Genomic DNA, 19,403 nt, shown 5'->3' on the forward strand with positions numbered 1-19,403 from the left:
TTGCACCGCTTTTACCTATAACCGCGCGGGTATCACCGCCTGTCCATCATGAACGAACCGCTTCCCCTCGACTCCCTCGGCATCGATACGCTCGGCGTGCGCGCCGGCACCATGCGCAGCGAGTTCATGGAGCACTCGGAGGCGATGTACCTGACCTCCAGCTTCTGCTTCAACAGCGCCGCCGAAGCCGCGGAACGCTTTGCCAATTCGGAGACGGGCTTCACCTATTCGCGCTTCACCAACCCCACCGTGGCGATGTTCCAGACGCGCCTGGCCGCGCTGGAAGGCGCCGAGGCCTGCATGGCCACGGCATCGGGCATGAGCGCGATCATGTCGATCGTGATGTCATCGACGCAGGCGGGCGATCACCTGGTCAGCTCGCGGGCCATCTTCGGCTCGACCATGACGCTGTTCTCCAATATCTTCGCCAAGTTCGGCGTGGAGACCACCTTCGTCGACGGCACCGACCTCGGCGCCTGGCGCGCGGCGGTCAAGCCCAACACCAAGCTGTTCTTCCTGGAGACGCCGTCCAACCCGCTTACCGAAGTGGCCGACATCGCCGCGGTTGCGGACATCGCCCACAATGCCGGTGCGCTGCTGGTGGTGGATAACTGCTTCTGTTCGCCGGCGCTGCAGCAGCCGATGAAGTTCGGCGCCGACATCGTCGTGCACTCGGCCACCAAGCATATCGACGGCCAGGGCCGCGTGCTCGGCGGCGCCGTGGTCGGTTCGCACGACTTCATCATGGGCAAGGTATTCCCCTTCGTGCGCACGGCCGGTCCGACGCTGTCCGCCTTCAATGCGTGGGTGTTGCTCAAGGGGATGGAGACGCTGGCGATCCGCATGGAGCGCCACAGCGCGAGCGCGCTGGTGCTGGCGGAATTCCTGGAGTCGCATCCCGCGGTCGCGCGCGTCTACCACCCCGCACTGAAATCGCACCCGCAGTACGAAGTGGCCCGGCGCCAGCAGAGCGGGGGCGGCGCCATCGTGTCGTTCGAGCTCAAGGGCGATACGCCGGAGCAACAGCGTGCCAATGCCTGGCGCGTGATCGACAACACCCGCGTGTGCTCGATCACCGGCAACCTGGGCGACACACGCACCACCGTGACGCACCCGTACACCACCACGCATGCGCGTGTCAGCCCGGAAGCCAAGGCCGCGGCCGGCATCGGCGAGGGGCTGATCCGCATGGCGGTGGGCCTGGAGTCGGTGGAAGACCTGAAGGCCGACCTGCTGCGCGGACTGCAGGGCTGAGGCCGCTGGCAGTGGCCGGCAGCAGCCGCTAGTCGCTGCTGCCGGCCACTGCCTGCACGCCGGCCTTGGTGACGCCATACGTGGTTTCGACGGCGGTGGTGGTCACGCTGACGGCAGCGGAGCCCACGGTGGCCGCGGTGGACACCACGGCACTGCCCACGGCCACGGTGGCGCCGACCACGCTGCAGGCGCCCAGCAGCGTACATGTCGTGAGCGCCGCGAGCAGGGCGGCGTGGCTGGCGACGATGCTGGTGCTACGGCCGCTTCCTTGCATCTGGCGGCTCATCGCAACAGCCTGCGGCGCAGCAGCATCAGCGCCACTACCAGGGCCACCGCCGCATAGGCGCACAGCACCCCAAGATGCAGCGCCAGGTTGTCGATCGGGCGCCCCAGCATGATGGGGCGGATCAGCGCAACCGTGTGCGCCAGCGGCAGCAGCTGCGTGGCGGCCCGCGCTCCGGCGGGCAATTGCTCGAGCGGGAAGAATACGCCGGACAGCAGCAGCATCGGCGTCATCACCAGCGTCTGGTAGAACATGAAGAAGTCATAGCTCGGCGCCAGCGCCGTGACGATCATGGCCAGGCTGGCGAAGGCAATGCCGGCCAGCACGATCACCGGCAGCGCCAGCAGCGCGCCGGGCATCTGCGCATAACCCAGCGCGCCAGCCACCAGCATGATCGCCAGGCCCGACAGCACCGCCTTGCTGGCGGCCCACATGATCTCGCCCAGCACGACATCGCCCAGGGTCAGGGGCGCATGCATGATGGCCTCCCAGGTGCGCTGCACGTGCATGCGCGAGAAGGCCGAATACATCGACTCGAAGCTGGCCGACATCATCACGCTGGATGCGGTGGTGCCGGCGGCGAGGAAGGCGATATAGGACACGCCGTTGACCTGGCCGACCAGCAGGCCCAGCCCGAGGCCCAGGCCGAACAGGTAGATCATCGGATCGGCCAGGTTGCCGATCATGGAGGGGATCGCCAGCTTCTTCCACACCATGAAGTTGCGATACCAGACCATGGTCCAGTTGCGCGCGTTCAAGGGCAGCAGCGGCTGCGGGTAGTGCTGCGGCGGCGCGGGCATGCGCGGCGGCGCGGTGGCCGCTGGCGTACCGCTCGGGCGGGGGTCTTGTTCGCTCATGTTCAATCGTTCGATCCGTTTGGTCGGCCTCGCCTTGGCGAGGCGCGCTTCAGTCGCGCATCTCGCGCCCGGTCAGCTTGAGGAAGACGTCCTCCAGGTTGGCCGGCCGGTGCAGGTAGCGCACGCCGGCGCGGCCATGCAACGCCGCCAGCAGCGGGGCCGGCTCCTTCACATAGCAGAACAGCGTCTCGCCGCTCATCTCGGTGCGTATGGCCAGTGGCTGCAACTCGCCACGCAGCGGCGCCAGGTTGTCGCCGTAGACCTCCACCACATCGCAGCCGATCTGGCTGTCGATCAGTTCGTGCGGCTTGCCTTGCGCGATCTTGCTGCCACCGTCGATCACGCACAGGTAGTTGCACAGGCGCTCTGCCTCTTCCATGAAGTGCGTGGTCAGCAGGATGGTCTTGCCGCTGGCCAGCAGCGATTTCAGGCGCTCCCAGATCAGGTGGCGTGCCTGCGGGTCCAGGCCGGTGGTGGGTTCGTCCATGACCAGCAGGTCGGGGTCGTTGATCAGCGCGCGCGCGACCGTCAGGCGCCGGCGCATGCCGCCCGAAAGATCACGCACCTGCGCGCCGGCGCGGCTCTCGAGCCGGGCGAACTCCAGCAGTGCCGGTACGCGGCGCTCGATCTCGGCGCGCTCCAGGCCGAAGTAGCGGCCAAAGATGCGCAGGTTCTCGACCACCGTGAAATCCGGATCCAGGTTGTCGAACTGCGGCACCACGCCCACCCGCATGCGCGCCTGCGGCGCGCGCTGCGGGATCGGCTCGCCGCACAGTGTGAGCGTGCCGGAAGCCGGCGTGGTCAGGCCGAGCAGCAGCCGCAGCGTGGTGGTCTTGCCGGCGCCATTGGGCCCCAGCAGGCCGAAGCACTGGCCGCGCTGCACGCGCAGGCTCAGGTCGTTCACCACCATGGTGTCGCCGTATTGCTTGCTTACGTTGCGTAGTTCGAGAATGGCAGTCAAGGCAGGACCGGGAAAGAATGCGCGCCGCTGGCGCAATATCCACCATTATGCAGGCAGTGGGAGGGATGTTTTGTGGCGCGCCGCAGCAAGGAATGCCGGAAGCAGTTATCTTGCTGGCTGGCAGCCTGTGCCCTGCAGCCGGGCGCCGGACAGAATATTCAGGCCACAAGGACGAAAAGGAGACCGACCAATGAGTGCAGAGGACGTACTGGCCCAGTGGCAGGAGGATGAACGCCGGGCACGTGCAAGGCTGGGCGAGCCCGGCGTGGCGACGATGGCGCAGCTGGCCGAACGGACCGGCCTGCAGTTCTTCGAGGACATGATGGCGGGCAATGTGCCCGGCGCACCCATCGCGCAATTGATGGATTTCGTGCCGGTGGAATTCGGGTCCGGGCGCTTTGTCTTCCAGGGCACGCCCGGGCCGCAGCACTACAATCCCATCGGCACCGTGCACGGCGGCTATGCCGCAACGCTGCTCGATTCCTGCGTGGGCTGCGCCGTGCACACCATGCTGCCGGCGGGCAAGGGCTACACTACGCTGGAACTCAAGGTGAACTACGTGCGGCCGCTGACCACCCGCACGGGGCCGATCCGCGCGGAAGGCAAGGTGATCAACCTGAGCACGCAGATCGGCATCGCCGAGGGTCGTATCATCGATACGCAAGGCAAGCTGTACGCCTACGCGACCACGACCTGCCTTGTCTTCCCGATGCCGGCCGCCTGAACGGCGCGCCGGATATTCCAGTATCCCCAGAGGAGCCGCAATGTCTTTCGAACACTGGCTGGCATTCGTGCTGACAAGCATCGTGGTGCTGATCATCCCGGGGCCGACCATCCTGCTCGTGATTGGCGATGCACTTGCCCATCGCGGCCGCTCGGCCTACGCGACGGTGGCCGGCGTGGCAGCCGGCGACCTGACCGCCTTCACCTTGTCGATGGCCGGGCTCGGCGCGGTGCTCGCCACCTCGGCGGCGCTCTTCACGGCACTGAAGTGGGCCGGTGCCGCCTACCTGGTCTACCTGGGCATCCAGGCCCTGCGCGGCGCATCGCGCGCGAGCGCAATGGCGGTCAAGTCGCAGTCCGGCAGCAGCAGGCAGCGCTTTGGCAAAGCCTGGCTGGTGACGGCGCTCAACCCCAAGAGCATCGTTTTCTTCGTGGCCTTCGTGCCGCAGTTCCTCGATGCCCGCCAGGCATTCTGGCCGCAGGCAGTGGTGCTGATTCCCACCTTCGTCGTGATGGCCACGGCCAACGCCGCGATCTACGCCATGCTGGCGCGTGCGCTGGCGACCCGCCTGACCACGCGGCGCGCGCAGGCCAACGTGCAGCGGGCAGGCGGCATCACGCTGATCGGCGCCGGCGCGCTGATCGCCGCGCGCAGCTGACGCGGCAGCCGGCGGTGCAGGCGGGCCGCCGGGGCGGTCTGCCTTGCGCGAGCGACAGGCGGCACAATACCCTGGCGTGGCGGTTGCCGGGGCGAATCAAAGCGGGGAAACAGGCGGGGAAGCAGGGGGGAATGCGCGGGGCGGGGAGAATGTGCGGCACGCCGGACAGGCGAGCGCATACAACACACCAGCCGCATTCGGTTCCGCTGGAACGACGGGCAGGGTGAAGCGCAGGAAGAGTCGGGCGGGTGGCGGAAGCCTGGCCCCGAAGGGCCGGACTACCGGCCGCGCCGCGCCAATACGAAAATCCGCCAGGTGACGATTGGCGGATTCATACGGCCCACGCGGCCTGCGGCAAATCGCGCTGAAGCACGCTCGCCGCTTGCAATGCCAGAATCAGTACATCTTCTTCGGCAGCATTTGCATGCGCAGACGTTTGCGAAGGCGCGATTCCGCTGCCTTCTTCTTGCGCTTGCGCTCGGTCGTGGGCTTCTCGTAAGCGGTACGGCTCTTGAGTTCAACGATCAGGCCGGTCTGGAGGATGGCCCTACGGAAACGCCGCATTGCAACTTCAACGGGCTCACCGGGTTTCAAGACGATCTTAGTCAATTCTGTCCTTTAGCATTGCCGCAAAGCGGCGGGTTCAAACGGGGGAAACATTGGCCGCTTCAGGGCCTTTCTTGCCCTGTTGCGACTGGTATTGCACTCGCTGGTTGTCTTGCAGCGGAGCACCCCCGCGAACCTGAGAGATGTGGACGAACAAGTCCTTGCCACCGGCGTCGGGGGTAATGAAGCCAAAACCCTTCTGGGCGTTGAAGAACTTGACGGTACCAGTTTCCATGAAGATTCCTCTTTTGAGCGCAAAAAATGCGCCCACTTGCTTTTACAGGTTTACGTAAACACTGTCAAGGAAAGATGCCGAAAACGCTTCACATATCCGCTTCAGTGGCGTATAGTACGCCCCTCTGACGCGGGGTGGAGCAGTTGGCAGCTCGTCGGGCTCATAACCCGAAGGTCGCAGGTTCGAGTCCTGCTCCCGCAACCAGACCGTATTCTACTAAAAAGCCCGCCCCTTATCGGTGGGCTTTTCTGTTTTTTGCGACCGCCGCGCGCTGCTTTTGCGCGGGCTTGCGGCGGGCCGTGCGACCCGCGTCGCGAATGTGATGGAAAAATTGCCCGGCGCCGGCATCACGGCGCGAAGCGGCATGTCCGTGCTGCCCGCCAGGCCCCGTCCCGCGGGCCGTTCAGTACGCCGCCCGCGAAAGTGATACTCTTTTGAGCGATACCTACCAGGAGATCGCCGTGAGCCGCAAAACCCCCATCGAGCGCTACCGGAACATCGGTATCAGCGCGCACATCGACGCCGGCAAGACCACCACCACCGAGCGCATCCTGTTCTACACCGGGGTCAATCACAAGATCGGCGAGGTGCATGACGGCGCGGCCACCATGGACTGGATGGAGCAGGAGCAGGAGCGTGGCATCACCATCACCTCGGCTGCGACCACCGCCTTCTGGAAGGGCATGGCCGGCAACTATCCCGAGCACCGCATCAACATCATCGACACCCCGGGCCACGTGGACTTCACCATCGAGGTGGAACGCTCCATGCGCGTGCTCGACGGCGCGTGCATGGTCTACGACGCGGTAGGCGGCGTGCAGCCGCAGTCGGAGACCGTCTGGCGCCAGGCCAACAAATACAAGGTGCCGCGCATCGCCTTCGTCAACAAGATGGACCGCGTCGGTGCGGATTTCTTCCGCGTGCGCGCGCAGATCGGCGAGCGCCTCAAGGGCAACCCGGTGCCGGTGCAGATTCCGATCGGCGCCGAGGACGGTTTCCAGGGCGTGATCGACCTGGTCAAGATGAAGGCCACGGTATGGGACGACACCAGCCAGGGCCTGCACTTCGAGTATCGCGACGTCCCCCCCGAGCTGCTGGCGCTGGCGACCGAATGGCGCGAGAAAATGGTGGAGGCCGCAGCCGAAGCCAGTGACGAACTGCTTCACAAGTACCTGGGCGGCGAGGCGCTGAGCGAGGAAGAGATCAAGGCGGCCCTGCGCAAGCGCACCGTCGCCAACGAGATCGTGCCGATGCTATGCGGCAGCGCGTTCAAGAACAAGGGCGTGCAGACGCTGCTCGATGCCGTCATCGACTACCTGCCGTCGCCGGTGGATGTGCCCGCCATCCTGGGCCATACCGTGGACGACAAGGAGGCGGAGCGCCATCCCAGCGACGACGAGCCGTTCTCCGCGCTGGCCTTCAAGATCATGACCGATCCCTTCGTCGGGCAGCTGATCTTCTTCCGCGTCTATTCCGGCGTGGTGAATTCCGGCGACACCGTGTACAACCCGGTCAAGGACAAGAAGGAGCGGCTCGGGCGCATCCTGCAGATGCACGCCAATGTGCGCAGCGAGATCAAGGAGGTGCGCGCCGGCGACATCGCCGCCGCGGTCGGCCTCAAGGAGGCGACCACCGGGGACACGCTGTGCGATCCGACCAACGTGATCATCCTCGAGCGCATGAGTTTCCCGGAGCCGGTGATCTCGCAGGCCGTCGAGCCCAAGACCAAGGCCGACCAGGAAAAGATGGGCCTGGCCCTGAACCGCCTGGCGCAGGAAGATCCGTCGTTCCGCGTGCATACGGACGAGGAATCGGGCCAGACCATCATCTCCGGCATGGGCGAGCTGCACCTGGAAATCCTGGTCGACCGCATGCGGCGCGAGTTCAATGTGGAGGCCTCCGTCGGCAAGCCGCAGGTGGCGTACCGCGAGACCATCAAGCAGGGCGCGAAGGATGTCGAGGGCAAGTTCGTCAAGCAGTCCGGCGGGCGCGGCCAGTATGGCCATGTGGTGATCGACCTGGATCCGCAGCCGGCCGGCAAGGGCTATGAATTCGTCGATGCGATCAAGGGTGGCGTGGTGCCGCGCGAATTCATTCCTGCCGTGGACAAGGGCATCCGCGAGACACTGGAAACCGGCGTGCTGGCCGGCTACCCGGTGGTGGACGTCAAGGCCACGCTGGTGTTCGGCTCCTACCACGATGTCGACTCGAACGAAAACGCGTTCCGCATGGCCGGCTCGATGGCGTTCAAGGAGGGGATGCGCCGTGCCAAGCCGATCCTGCTCGAGCCGATGATGGCGGTGGAAGTGGAGACGCCCGAGGAATTCACCGGCAACGTGATGGGTGACCTGTCATCGCGCCGCGGCATCGTGCACGGCATGGAGGACATCGCGGGCGGCGGTGGCAAGCTGGTGCGCGCCGAAGTGCCACTGGCCACGATGTTCGGCTACTCGACCTCGCTGCGCTCGCTGACCCAGGGGCGTGCCACCTACACGATGGAATTCAAGCATTACACGGAAGCACCGGCAAATGTGGCGGAGGCCGTCATCAATAGCCGGCAGACGCGCTAGCGTGCCCTGAGCGGCAGGGCGAGGGCATCGCGCGGCTTGCGTGCCGCGCGGCGCCGCATTGACTCGAAAGGAGAGTGCGATGGCCGAGCAGCTATATCCCCACTTGCCCGCCGATGAACAGCACGAGGTCCAGGTCTTGTGCGAGCGGCTGGGCTTCGTGCCCAACGATTTCGAGATCCAGCAGGAACCGGTCGTCGCCGGCGATCCGCGCCGGCTCAGCGTGAGGCGGCTCTCCAACAGTGCGCAAAGCGCCTATGAGGCAGCCCCCGGGCTGGAGTGGATAGAGGAACTGGAGAGCGATCTGGAATGTGGGCTGTATGGGCAGCCCGCGCGGAGTGCTTCGGCGTAGCAATGCGCCAGGAGAGCTTGGAAAGCGAAGCGCCATGTGAAAAAGGCCCGCAATTTCTTGCGGGCCTTTCACGTTCTTTGGCTCCCCGAGCTGGGCTCGAACCAGCGACCTGCGGATTAACAGTCCGTCGCTCTACCAACTGAGCTATCAGGGAACAGCTGAGAAAAGGATTATAACCAGTTTCTCTTTTATTCGTCAACACCCTGGCGACAACTTTTTGCTGCTTTTGCTGCCGGTGCTGCGAAACTTCTGGTTCCGCCTGAACGACCCACGCGCCTGGCCGATGATCTGGCCTGCGCTGCCGGTGTCCGGTGGCGAGGGCCAGATTATAGGAGAGCTTTTTATTTTTTGCCATAAAAAAACCGCCCCGGAGGACGGTTTTTTTATGTTGCGCCCGATTGCCGGACGGGGCCGGCGAGCAGGGCGCCCCTGGCTCAGTCGAACACCGGCGAATCGACGCCGAGGATCTTGTGCAGCTTCGGCGAGGTCGTGGTGTACTGCATGTGGATCTTCTTCGCGGGGAAGATATACGGCGCGGCACCGAAGGCGGCCAGCGCGGCTTCGTGGAAGCCCGAGAGGATCAGCTTCTTCTTGCCGGGGTAGGTGTTGATATCGCCCACCGCGAAGATGCCGGGGATATTGGTCTCGAACTTCTCCGTGTCCACCTTGATCTGCTTGCGCTCCAGGTCCAGGCCCCACTCTGCGATGGGACCGAGCTTGGGCGAGAGGCCGAAGAACACCAGCAGGTCATCGAGCGGCAGGCGGCGGGTCACGCCATCGGCACCGGTCACCTTGATTCCCGTGAGCAGGCCGTCCTTTTCTTCGTAGCCGCCGATCTGGCCGACCAGGAACTGCATCTCCATCTGCTCGCACAGTTCCTTCATCTTGGCGACCGATGCCGGCGCGGCGCGGAAGCCGTCGCGGCGATGGATCATCACCACCGACTCGGCCTTGCCGACCAGGTCCAGCGCCCAGTCAAGGGCGGAGTCGCCGCCGCCGACGATGACGAGGTTGCGGCCGTGGAAGCGGCTCGGATCCTTGACACGGTAGAACAGCTGCTTGCCGTCGAACTTGTCGATGCCTTCGACCTTTACCGTGCGCGGCTGGAACGAGCCCACGCCGGCGGCGATAAAGATCGTCTTGGTGATGAGGCGCGTTCCGAGCGAGGTCTCGACGAAGAAGCGGCCGTCTTCACGGCGCTCCACCACGGCAACTTCCTGCCCCAGGTGGAAGGTCGGCTCGAACGGCTCGATCTGCTTGAGCAGGTTGTCGGTCAGCTCCTGGCCGGTGCAGATGGGCACCGCCGGGATGTCGTAGATCGGCTTGTCCGGATAGAGTTCGACGCACTGGCCGCCCACGACTTTCAGCGAGTCGATCACGTGCGCCTTGATTTCAAGCAGGCCCAGTTCGAAGACCTGGAAGAGTCCGACCGGTCCCGCGCCGACGATCAGCGCGTCGATTTCCAGCGGCTGGCCGCCAGCGGCGTTGCCGGCGGCGACGTTGTGGCCGGCGTCGGCGACGGGGTTAGGGATGCTCAAGTCCATATTCGTCCTGATACGTTGTGGGCACGGGCGTGCCCGGCATTACGGGAAAGCTCGCGTGTGGGGACGGCTTTCTGGCCTGCTTTTGGTCTTGTGCCCTGGCCGGCGTGTCGATCAGCGCTCGAGGTATTGCAGCTTCTCGCTCACGTCCTTCCATTGGTCCGCGTCCGCCAGCGGCGACTTGGTCTTGGTGATGGACGGCCAGTTGCGCGCGAGTTCGGCGTTCAGGTCGATGTACGGCTGCTGGTCGCCAGGCACGTCTTCTTCTGCATAGATCGCATTCACCGGGCATTCCGCCACGCACACCGCGCAATCGATGCACTCGTCCGGGTCAATGGTGAGAAAGTTCGGACCTTCGCGGAAGCAATCAACCGGACACACATCGACGCAGTCGGTGTATTTGCAGCGGATGCAGGATTCGGTGACAACGTGAGTCATTTCGGTTCCAGAAAAACGGGATCGGCTTCGATGGGGGAACAGGCTTGTTGTGCGTTGCGGGTCACGCCGCCATGCGGGCGGGATGGGAATTCCCTTGGGGTCACCATCCATTCACCGTACGCGACGCGAGCGCAGGCCGTGGCCTTTCAAAGACCGATATTGTAGCCGAGCCACAAACCTAGGGTAATCCTCCTATATAGCCGGATCAGATAGTTTTCTTATTTCTTTATGCGCATTTGATCCAACGCAGTGCCGCGGCCTGGCGCGAATGTGCTTCGCTGGCCCATGGCGCGGCGCCGTTGTATGCTGCCTGAGCCTGCCCGCGCGGTGCTGCCGCGCGTCCACCCGAGGAGAGCGCCATGCCTGTACCCGTCTGCAAGCCGCCAGCCAGCGGCGCCCGGCGTTTCCCTGCGGCTGGTCTGCTTGCCCGGCTGGCGCTGCTGCTTGCGGTGGCCGCGCCCCTTGCCCATGCGCAGACGCTCGCGCAGGCCGGGCTGCCGCCCGAGAGCGTGGTGGCGCGCCTGATGGCATGGCGCATGGAGACCGACCGGCCGGTACCCCTGGAGGCACTGACGCGCTTCGAGTGGGACGACTTCGGCGTGGTGGTCGAGCCGGCCGGCGAGGCCATGGCCAACTGCGGCCAGGCCGGCTTCATGCCCTGCGACGCAGGCCTGCAACCGGCGCGCGGCGCGCCGGTGCAGGTGCTGGTGTTCCGCCGCGCGGCTACGCGGGTCTACTGGGAGCGCATCACGGTCCGCTCCGCCGCCTTCGCCGAACCGCTGCCGGACGCCGTGCCGCGCGCGCAGGCCATGCTGGTGGTCTGCCCCGGCTACAAGGGCGAGCAGCTATGGTGCTTGCGTGGCAGCGCCCGCGGCCGCCAGCCCGACCGCTTCCTCGATGGTGCGTGAGACAGGCGCCACGGACGGTCGCCGGCCGGGTCGCAATCCCGGATCGCAATCCCGGGCCGCCAGCCGCACTTTCGGTTAGCATGTCGCACTGACTCGGCTTTGCCGTCTGGCCCGACATGATCATTGCCTCCCTGCTCGACACCGACCTGTACAAGTTCACCATGATGCAGGTCGTGCTGCATCATTTCCCGGCGGCGCAGGTCGAGTACCGCTTCAAGTGCCGCAACGCGGGCGTCGACCTGACGCCCTATGTCGACGAGATCCGCGACGAGATCACCCAGCTCTGCCAGGTGCGCTTCACGCAGGAGGAGCTGGACTACCTGCGCGGCCTGCGCTTCATCAAGAGCGACTTCGTCGATTTCCTCGGCCTGTTCCACCTCAACGAGAAATACGTCACGGTCGCGCCTGTCGCGCCGGGCAGCGGCGAGATCGAGATCACCATCCGCGGGCCGTGGCTGCACACCATCCTGTTCGAAGTGCCGCTGCTGGCCATCGTCAACGAAGTCTACTTCCGCAATACCCAGCCGAAGCCGGACTGGAGCGAAGGGCGCCGCCGCCTCGAGGACAAGCTGGCCCTGCTGAAGATGCCCGGCCACGCCGATTGCGTGATCGCCGACTACGGCTCGCGGCGCCGCTTCTCGCGCGACTGGCAGGAAGAAGTGTTGCAGACCATGCGCCGCGTGCTTGGGCCCCAGCTGGCCGGCACCAGCAACGTGCATTTCGCGCGGCTGCATAACCTGATCCCGCTCGGCACCATGGCGCACGAATACCTGCAGGCCTGCCAGGCGCTGGGCCCGCGGCTGCGCGATTCGCAGGTGTTCGCGCTCGAGGTATGGGCCAAGGAATACCGCGGGGATCTCGGCATCGCCCTGTCCGACACCTACGGATTCGATGCCTTCCTGCGCGATTTCGACCTTTATTTCTGCAAGCTGTTCGACGGCGTGCGCCACGATTCGGGCGATCCCTTCGCCTGGGGCGAGCGCATGCTGGCCCACTACGCGGCGGGCCGCGTCGACCCGCAGGGCAAGACGCTGATCTTCAGCGACAGCCTCGACATCCCGCGTGTGATCGAGCTGTACGAGCGCTTCGGCGGACGCTGCCGCCTGGCGTTCGGCGTGGGCACCAACCTGACCAACGACCTCGGCTACACGCCGCTGCAGATCGTCATCAAGATGACCCGCTGCAACGGGCAGCCGGTGGCCAAGCTGTCGGACACGCCCGAGAAGACCATGTGCGACGACCCGGCATACATGACGTACCTGCGGCAGGTGTTCGGCATCCAGGCACCGGCCTGAAGCGACGCGCACCAAGATCCCGCCAGCTATCCCAGTACCCTTTTTCGGAACCCATGCCATGAACACCACTTCCGCCCGCGACCGCATCTTTGCCCGCATCCGCGGGGCCCAGGGCCGCGCCGCCGGCGTCAGCAACGGCGAACGCGCCGCTGTGGCCGACTACCTTGCGCGCCATCCCGCCGGCCCGCGCCCGCCGGCACCGGCGGACCGGGTCGCCACCTTCCAGGAGCAGGCAGTGAAGCTGGCTTCCACGGTGGAGCGCGTGGCGACCATGGCAGACGTGCCGGCCGCCGCCGCGCGTTACCTGGACAGCCTGGGCCTGGTGCGCAGGGCCGTTGCCTGGGACAGCTTCGGCGTGCTCGACTGGCAGGCGCAGGGCCTGACGGTGGAGTGCCGGCCACCGGTGCGCGACGCGCAGGCCGACCACGACCATGGCGACATGGTCGGCATCACGGGCTGCTTCTGCGCCATTGCCGAGACCGGTTCGCTGATGCTGCTGTCCGGCCCGCAGACCTTCGCCTCGGCCGCGCTGCTGCCGGAGACGCATATCGCGGTGGTGCCGGTTTCGCGCATCGTCGACGGGATGGAAGATGCTTTCGCGCTGATGCGCAGGGAGCGCGGCGAGCTGCCGCGCGCGACCAATATCATCAGCGGTCCCTCGCGCACCGGCGACATCGAGCAGACCATCGTGCTCGGCGCGCACGGACCGTATCGCGTGCACGTGATCCTGGTCGAGCGGGACTGAATCCCGCGCATCGACATGCTTCGCCGCGTGGCCGGAATGCCCGCGCGATTGCTTTACACTTGAGGGCTTGGCAGCACGCCGGTGGCCCGTCGCGCCTGTCCTGTCCTGTCCTGAGCTGACCTGCGCTGAGCAGACCGGCGCGCGCGCGGTCTCCGCCTGCCGCCGCCCGGCGCGGGTGCCGCAATCCAGAACAAGGAGATCCCGGCCGATGCGTCGTGCCCTCGCATTGCTTTTACCGTTGCTTGCATCGACGCCCGGACTGGCCCGTGCCGCGGAGCTCGACGGCGCCACGCTGTCGCCGCTGTGGGCCTTGCCGTTTGCCGGCACGCTGCTCTCGATCGCGCTGTTGCCGCTGATCGCGCCACGTTTCTGGCATCACCACTACGGCAAGATCGTCGCGGCCTGGGCGCTGGTGTTCCTGGTCCCGTTCGCGCAGGCCTTTGGCGGGCATGCCGCGGCCGCAGGCGCCGTGCATGCGCTGCTCTCCGAGTACATCCCGTTCATCGCGCTGATCGCCGCGCTGTACGTCGTGGCCGGCGGCATCTGCGTGCGTGGCAATCTGCACGGCACGCCGCGGCTGAATACCGGGCTGCTCGCGCTCGGCACGGTGCTGGCCAGCCTGATGGGCACCACGGGCGCGGCCATGCTGCTGATCCGGCCGCTGCTGCGCGCCAACGATAACCGGCGCCATGTGGCGCATGTGGTGGTGTTCTTCATCTTCCTGGCTGCCAATGCCGGTGGCGCGCTGACGCCGCTGGGCGATCCGCCGCTGTTCCTCGGTTTCCTCAAGGGCGTGGATTTCTTCTGGACGCTGCGCAATATCCTGCCCGAGACCTTGTTCATCTGCAGCGCGCTGCTGGTGATCTTCTATTTCGTCGACCGGCACTACTATCTGCGCCGTGAGGAAGAGCTGCCGGCGGCCGCCGATCCCACGCCCGATTCGGCAGGCATCCGCATCGAAGGCAAGCGCAATTTCATCCTGCTGCTGGCGGTGGTTGCCCTGGTGCTGATGAGCGGGCTGTGGAAGCCCGGCATCGAGTTCGACGTGATGGGCACGGTGGTCGGCCTGCAGATGGCCACGCGCGATGTCCTGCTGGTGGCGGTAGCGCTGCTGTCGTTGTGGATCACGCCGGCCACGGCGCGCAGCGGCAACGAGTTCACCTGGGAGCCGATCCTGGAAGTGGGCAAGCTGTTCGCCGGCATCTTCCTCACCATCATCCCGGTGATCGCCATGCTCAAGGCCGGCACCGATGGCGCCTTTGCCGGCGTGATCCGCCTGGTCAGCGATGCGGGCGGCCGGCCCGTCGACAGCATGTACTTCTGGGCCACCGGCATCCTGTCCTCGTTCCTCGACAACGCGCCGACCTACCTGGTGTTCTTCAACACCGCCGGCGGCGACCCCGTGACGCTGATGACGCGGGATGCGTCGACGCTGGCGGCGATCTCGGCCGGCGCCGTGTTCATGGGCGCCAATACCTATATCGGCAACGCGCCCAACCTGATGGTCAAGGCGATTGCCGAGAGCCGCGGCGTGCGCATGCCCAGCTTCTTCGGCTATATGTTGTGGTCGGCGTGCGTGCTGGTGCCGCTGTTCCTGATGATGACTTTTATCTTTTTCCACGTGTGAGCACGCAACCATGAGCAAGCCCTCCGTCCTCGTGACCCGCGCCATCTTTCCCGAAGTGATCGACCGGCTCGCGCAATATTTCGATGTCGACAGCAACCAGCAGGACGAGGCGCTCGACGCCGCCGCGCTGAAGGCGCGCCTGGCGGGCAAGGCCGGCGTGCTGGCCAATGCCGCGGATCGCATCGACGGCGAGCTGCTGACAGGCCTGCCGGCCTTGCGCGCGGTCTGCAACATGGCGGTGGGCTACAACAACCTCGACGTGCCCGCGCTGAGCGCGGCCGGCATCGTGGCGACCAACACGCCCGACGTGCTGACGGAAACCACGGCCGACTTCGGCTGGGCCCTGCTGATGGCCACCGCGCGCCGCGTGACCGAGTCCGAGCACTGGCTGCGCGCGGGCAATTGGCAGCGCTGGAGCTTCGACATGTTCCTCGGCGTGGACCTGCACGGCAGCACGCTCGGCATCCTCGGCATGGGCCGCATCGGGCAGGCGCTGGCGCGGCGCGGGGCAGGCTTCGGCATGCCCGTGATCTATCACAACCGCAGCCGCCTGCCCGAGGAAACCGAGCGCGCGCTCAATGCGCGCTATGTCAGCAAGGCCGAACTGCTGGCGCAATCCGATCACCTGCTGCTGGTGCTGCCCTATGGCGCGCAGAGCCATCACAGCATCGGCGCCGCCGAGCTGGCGCAGATGAAGCCGTCGGCCACGCTGGTCAACCTTGCGCGCGGCGGTGTCGTGGACGACGCCGCGCTGGCCGAGGCGCTGCGCGAGCGCCGTATCTTCGCCGCCGGGCTCGATGTGTTCGAGGGCGAGCCGAGCGTCCATCCCGGCTTGCTGGCGGTGCCCAATGTCGTGCTGACCCCGCACATCGCCAGCGCCTCCGAAAAGACCCGGCGCGCCATGGCCGATCTAGCCGCCGACAACCTGATCGCCGCGCTGGACGCAGGCCCGCAGGCGGGCCATCCGCCTTCGGTGATCAATCCCGAAGTGATGGCACGCCGCCGCTGATGCATCCTGGTTGCCACGGCGCCTTCGATCACTCCCGACATACATGAACCTGATTTCTCTTTTGACGCTCGCGCTGGCCGCCGCCGCGGTGCTGTTGCTGGTGGTCTTGCTGCTGCGCCAGCGCGGCGCGCCGGCTGACGCCAGCCCGGAACTGCTGCGCCTGCTCGCCGAGCTGCGTGCCGAAGGCGCGCGTGGCACCGAGCGGCTGGAGCGCGAGTTGCGCACCGAGATTGCGCAGAGCGCGAGCGTCGGCCGGGGAGAAGCCGGCCAGCAGATGATGCGCTTCCAGCAGACGCTGTCGTCGCAGCTGACCAGCATCGCCACGCTGCAGAACAACCAGATCGACATGTTCGCGCAGCAGCTTGCCAAGCTGACCGAGTCCAATGCCCAGCAGCTCGACCAGGTCAGGCAAAACCTGCTGCAGCAGGGCCAGCACGCGCGCGAGGAGCAAGGCCTGGCGCTGCGCCGTTTCGGCGACGTGCTGCAGCAGCAGCTCGGGCAGATCTCCGAAGGCAACGAGCGCCGCCTGGGCGAGGTGCGTGCCACGCTCGAGCAGAAGCTCAAGGAGATCGAGGCCAACAACGCCACCAAGCTCGAGGAGATGCGCCGCACCGTCGACGAGAAGCTGCACGCCACGCTGGAGCAGCGTCTCGGCGAATCGTTCAAGCTGGTGTCGGAGCGGCTCGAGCAGGTGCACCGCGGGCTGGGCGAGATGCAGGCGCTGGCGCAGGGCGTGGGCGACCTCAAGCGGGTGCTGACCAATGTGAAGTCGCGCGGCACATGGGGCGAGGTGCAACTGGAAATGCTGCTCGAACAGGTGCTGACCACCGAGCAATACGCCAAGAACGTCGAGACCGTGCGCAATTCTGGCGCGCGGGTGGAGTTCGCCATCCGCCTGCCGGGCAAGGATCCGTCGGGCGGGGAAGTCTGGCTGCCGATCGATGCCAAGTTCCCGAAGGAGCAGTACGAGCGGCTGCTCGATGCGCAGGAGCGGGGCGATGTGGATGGCGTGGCCACCTTCGGGCGCGAACTGGAAGTGGCGATCCGGCGCGAGGCGCAGACCATCTCGGAAAAATACGTCTCGCCGCCGGCCACCACCGATTTCGCCATCCTGTTCCTGCCGACCGAAGGCCTGTACGCCGAGGTGTTGCGCCGGCCCGGCCTGGTCGACCTGCTGCAGCGGGACCATCGCATCACCGTGGCCGGGCCGACCACGCTGATGGCCTTGCTCAACAGCCTGCAGATGGGATTCCGCACGCTGGCGCTGGAGCGGCGCTCGAGCGAGGTATGGAGCGTGCTGGGCGCGGTCAAGACCGAGTTCGGCAAGTTCGGCGTGGTGCTGTCCAAGACCCGCGACACGCTGGAACGGGCGGCGCGCAATATCGAGCTGGCCGAAGTACGCACGCGGCAGATGGAGCGCAAGCTGCGCGCGGTGGAGGCGATGCCCGGCGAGGCTGCGCAGGAACTGCTGGGCCTGGGTGCCGTGGAGCAGGCGCAGGGCGAGGAAGGCGAAGGCGAGGGCGGCTGAAGCAAGCCCCTGGCGAGGGAGCCCCGGGGCGAGGGTGTCCATGACGAAAAAAGCGCATCGAACCGATGCGCTTTTCTTTTTTGAGGCTGGCCGGGCGGCCGGGGCTTCAGGGCAGGTCGCGGATCGTGACCTCGATGCCACCGAAGCGCGCCGCGACCCAGTTGTAGGCCTTGCAGGCCAGCCACAACAGGCCGAAGCCGATCAGCGCATTGAGGATCAGTGCCGTGAACACCGTGATGCCCGGGAGGTCACCGTAGCGGATAAAGGCCACGAACAGTCCCAGCGAGACGATCGGTACCGAAAAGCACAGGTACACGAGCACCAGCGCGCGGGCGGTTTTGACCGGGTGGAGGTACGCAATCTCCTGATTCATGACAGCTTGGGGCATAGGCAGAGTAATGTTGCGCAAGTGTATCGAATGGGTGCAGCGGCGCATAGTCCGCCACCCGCAGGGTACGGAAAACGGCCGATCTGGCGGCTAAACGTCGGCTAAAGGTCAAAAAACTGCGGCACAAAAACGACACCGTGGCGCAGCCTACATCAGCCCGTCGAACAGCATCACCTCGACTTCGTCGCCGGCCTCCACCCGCCCTTGATCGTGCCCGAGGACGATAAAGCAGTTGGCCTCGCTCATCGAGCGCAACACGCCCGATCCCTGCTGGCCGGTCACGCCTACCTGCCAGCGTCCGTCCTCCGCCTGCGTCAGGATGCCGCGCTGGTATTCGGTGCGGCCCGGCTTCTTGCGGATCGGCTGCACGCTGCGCACGCGCATCAGCGGCAGCGGCGGCACATTGGCACCCATCTGCCGGTGCAAGGCGGCCCGCACGAAGTGATAGAAGGTCACCATCACCGCCACCGGGTTGCCCGGCAGCCCGAACAGCAGCGCTTCGCGGCCATGGGAGACGATGCGGCCGAAGGCCATGGGCCGCCCCGGGCGCATGGCGATCTTCCAGAACGTGACGTCACCCAGCTGCGCCATGATCTGCTTGGTGTAGTCGGCTTCCCCGACCGACACGCCGCCCGAGGTGATGACGGCATCGGCATTCTCGCAGGCGCTGCGGAACGCGGCTTCGAGCGCCTCGGGGTCGTCGCGCACCACGCCCATGTCGACCAGGTCCACGTCCAGCCGGCGCAGCATGCCGTGCAGCGTATAGCGGTTGGAGTCGTAGACGCAGCCCGGATCGAGCGGCTCGCCGATCGAGCGCAGTTCGTCGCCGGTGGAGAAGAAGGCGACGCGCAGGCGGCGCCGGACCTTGATCTCGGCCACGCCGAGCGATGCGAGCAGGCCCAGGTCGGCCGGGCGCAGGATGCGGCCCGCGGCGAGCGCCGCCTGGCCTAGCGCGAGATCCTCGCCGCGCAGGCGGCGGTTGTCCCCGGCGCGCACCGAAGCGGCGTCGAAGCGGATCTGCTCTCCGTGTACCTCCACGAACTCCTGTGGGATCACGGTGTCGCAGCCGGCCGGCATGATCGCGCCCGTCATGATGCGCACCGCCTGGCCACGCCCTGCGCGCTGGCTACCCGCACCGCCGGCGAAGGCGCTGCCGGCGACCACCAGGGTGACTTCGCCGCCGCCGGCCAGTTCGTCGCCGGCGAAGGCGTAGCCGTCCATGGCGGCGTTGTCGTGCGCCGGCACGTCCAGCGTGGAGATGACGTCCTCGGCCAGCACGCGGCCCAGCGCGGTGCGGATGGCGAGCTGTTCGGTGCCGCGGACCGGTTCGATCACTTCGCGGATGATCTGGCTGGCCTGCGCCACCGGCAAGGCGCCGGGATCGTAGTCGGACAGGCAGGAAATGACGGATTGCAGAGAAGGCATGG

At 66.3% G+C, this 19,403-nt stretch carries 20 protein-coding genes and 2 tRNA genes; 12 read left to right on the plus strand and 10 right to left on the minus strand.

Translation table 11 applies throughout. From position 1 onward, the window contains the following. The first annotated feature begins 48 nt into the window (after positions 1–48). On the plus strand, positions 49–1,254 hold the full coding sequence (locus tag AB4Z48_RS26095; RefSeq protein ID WP_441619335.1) for an O-succinylhomoserine sulfhydrylase: 1,206 nt from the start codon (positions 49–51) through the stop codon (positions 1,252–1,254). A 28-nt stretch (positions 1,255–1,282) separates the two neighbouring features. Here the strand turns inward: AB4Z48_RS26095 and AB4Z48_RS26100 are convergent, their stop codons facing one another. From AB4Z48_RS26100 to nodI, 3 genes are read right to left on the minus strand one after another with little or no spacing between them, the layout of a single operon-like run. After that, positions 1,283–1,528 (minus strand): hypothetical protein, encoded by a 246-nt coding sequence (locus AB4Z48_RS26100; RefSeq protein WP_441619337.1) that lies wholly within the window; start codon positions 1,526–1,528, stop codon positions 1,283–1,285. Between the two features lie 8 nt (positions 1,529–1,536). After that, entirely contained in the window at positions 1,537–2,394 is an 858-nt protein-coding gene (locus AB4Z48_RS26105; RefSeq protein WP_441619339.1) for an ABC transporter permease, read from the minus strand. Positions 2,395–2,443: 49 nt separating this feature from the next. Beyond that, entirely contained in the window at positions 2,444–3,355 is a 912-nt protein-coding gene (gene nodI / locus AB4Z48_RS26110) for a nodulation factor ABC transporter ATP-binding protein NodI (protein WP_441619341.1), read from the minus strand. A gap of 190 nt (positions 3,356–3,545) precedes the next feature. Between nodI and AB4Z48_RS26115 the strand changes: the two genes are divergently transcribed. Further along, entirely contained in the window at positions 3,546–4,079 is a 534-nt protein-coding gene (locus AB4Z48_RS26115; RefSeq protein ID WP_441619343.1) for a PaaI family thioesterase, read from the plus strand. Positions 4,080–4,119: 40 nt separating this feature from the next. Further along, positions 4,120–4,737: a LysE family translocator gene (locus tag AB4Z48_RS26120; protein WP_441619345.1), complete on the plus strand. Its 618-nt coding sequence runs from the start codon at positions 4,120–4,122 to the stop codon at positions 4,735–4,737. 396 nt (positions 4,738–5,133) lie between these two features. Here the strand turns inward: AB4Z48_RS26120 and rpsU are convergent, their stop codons facing one another. Continuing rightward, positions 5,134–5,346, minus strand: coding sequence for a 30S ribosomal protein S21 (rpsU, locus tag AB4Z48_RS26125; protein WP_006158571.1), 213 nt, complete (start codon positions 5,344–5,346; stop codon positions 5,134–5,136). Positions 5,347–5,380: 34 nt separating this feature from the next. Further along, positions 5,381–5,578, minus strand: coding sequence for a cold-shock protein (locus AB4Z48_RS26130; protein ID WP_006158572.1), 198 nt, complete (start codon positions 5,576–5,578; stop codon positions 5,381–5,383). A 128-nt stretch (positions 5,579–5,706) separates the two neighbouring features. Between AB4Z48_RS26130 and AB4Z48_RS26135 the strand changes: the two genes are divergently transcribed. From AB4Z48_RS26135 to AB4Z48_RS26145, 3 genes are all read left to right on the plus strand, one after another. Beyond that, positions 5,707–5,782, plus strand: a tRNA-Met gene (locus AB4Z48_RS26135). 257 nt (positions 5,783–6,039) lie between these two features. Beyond that, positions 6,040–8,148: an elongation factor G gene (gene fusA, locus AB4Z48_RS26140; RefSeq protein WP_441619348.1), complete on the plus strand. Its 2,109-nt coding sequence runs from the start codon at positions 6,040–6,042 to the stop codon at positions 8,146–8,148. A gap of 79 nt (positions 8,149–8,227) precedes the next feature. Next, a complete protein-coding gene (locus AB4Z48_RS26145) occupies positions 8,228–8,497 on the plus strand; it encodes a hypothetical protein (protein ID WP_441619350.1) in 270 nt (89 codons plus the stop codon). A gap of 78 nt (positions 8,498–8,575) precedes the next feature. Here AB4Z48_RS26145 and AB4Z48_RS26150 read toward each other — a convergent pair. The 3 genes from AB4Z48_RS26150 to fdxA form a co-directional block, all read right to left on the minus strand. Then, positions 8,576–8,651, minus strand: a tRNA-Asn gene (locus AB4Z48_RS26150). Positions 8,652–8,931: 280 nt separating this feature from the next. After that, entirely contained in the window at positions 8,932–10,041 is a 1,110-nt protein-coding gene (locus AB4Z48_RS26155; RefSeq protein ID WP_441619352.1) for an NAD(P)/FAD-dependent oxidoreductase, read from the minus strand. Between the two features lie 111 nt (positions 10,042–10,152). Then, positions 10,153–10,476: a ferredoxin FdxA gene (gene fdxA / locus AB4Z48_RS26160; protein ID WP_441619354.1), complete on the minus strand. Its 324-nt coding sequence runs from the start codon at positions 10,474–10,476 to the stop codon at positions 10,153–10,155. A 359-nt stretch (positions 10,477–10,835) separates the two neighbouring features. Here fdxA and AB4Z48_RS26165 point away from each other — a divergent pair, with 359 nt between their 5' ends. The 6 genes from AB4Z48_RS26165 (at position 10,836) to rmuC (ending at position 17,588) form a co-directional block, all read left to right on the plus strand. Continuing rightward, the gene (locus AB4Z48_RS26165; protein WP_441619356.1) at positions 10,836–11,384 is read left to right on the plus strand and encodes a hypothetical protein; all 549 of its coding nucleotides are present in this window, start codon (positions 10,836–10,838) and stop codon (positions 11,382–11,384) included. A 116-nt stretch (positions 11,385–11,500) separates the two neighbouring features. Then, a complete protein-coding gene (gene pncB / locus AB4Z48_RS26170) occupies positions 11,501–12,679 on the plus strand; it encodes a nicotinate phosphoribosyltransferase (protein WP_441619358.1) in 1,179 nt (392 codons plus the stop codon). 58 nt (positions 12,680–12,737) lie between these two features. Further along, the gene (locus tag AB4Z48_RS26175; protein WP_441619360.1) at positions 12,738–13,424 is read left to right on the plus strand and encodes a LutC/YkgG family protein; all 687 of its coding nucleotides are present in this window, start codon (positions 12,738–12,740) and stop codon (positions 13,422–13,424) included. Between the two features lie 208 nt (positions 13,425–13,632). Next, positions 13,633–15,051, plus strand: coding sequence for a sodium:proton antiporter (locus AB4Z48_RS26180; RefSeq protein ID WP_441619362.1), 1,419 nt, complete (start codon positions 13,633–13,635; stop codon positions 15,049–15,051). Positions 15,052–15,061: 10 nt separating this feature from the next. Next, positions 15,062–16,060, plus strand: a complete 999-nt coding sequence (locus AB4Z48_RS26185; protein WP_441619364.1) for a 2-hydroxyacid dehydrogenase — start codon at positions 15,062–15,064, stop codon at positions 16,058–16,060. 43 nt (positions 16,061–16,103) lie between these two features. Continuing rightward, entirely contained in the window at positions 16,104–17,588 is a 1,485-nt protein-coding gene (gene rmuC / locus AB4Z48_RS26190) for a DNA recombination protein RmuC (RefSeq protein WP_441619366.1), read from the plus strand. Positions 17,589–17,694: 106 nt separating this feature from the next. Here rmuC and AB4Z48_RS26195 read toward each other — a convergent pair whose 3' ends face one another. Continuing rightward, entirely contained in the window at positions 17,695–17,961 is a 267-nt protein-coding gene (locus AB4Z48_RS26195; RefSeq protein WP_043347933.1) for a hypothetical protein, read from the minus strand. Positions 17,962–18,123: 162 nt separating this feature from the next. Then, positions 18,124–19,401 (minus strand): molybdopterin molybdotransferase MoeA, encoded by a 1,278-nt coding sequence (gene moeA, locus AB4Z48_RS26200; RefSeq protein ID WP_441619368.1) that lies wholly within the window; start codon positions 19,399–19,401, stop codon positions 18,124–18,126. Positions 19,402–19,403: the final 2 nt, after the last annotated feature.

It is taken from the genome of Cupriavidus sp. 2TAF22 (assembly GCF_052115045.1).
GTDB lineage: Bacteria > Pseudomonadota > Gammaproteobacteria > Burkholderiales > Burkholderiaceae > Cupriavidus.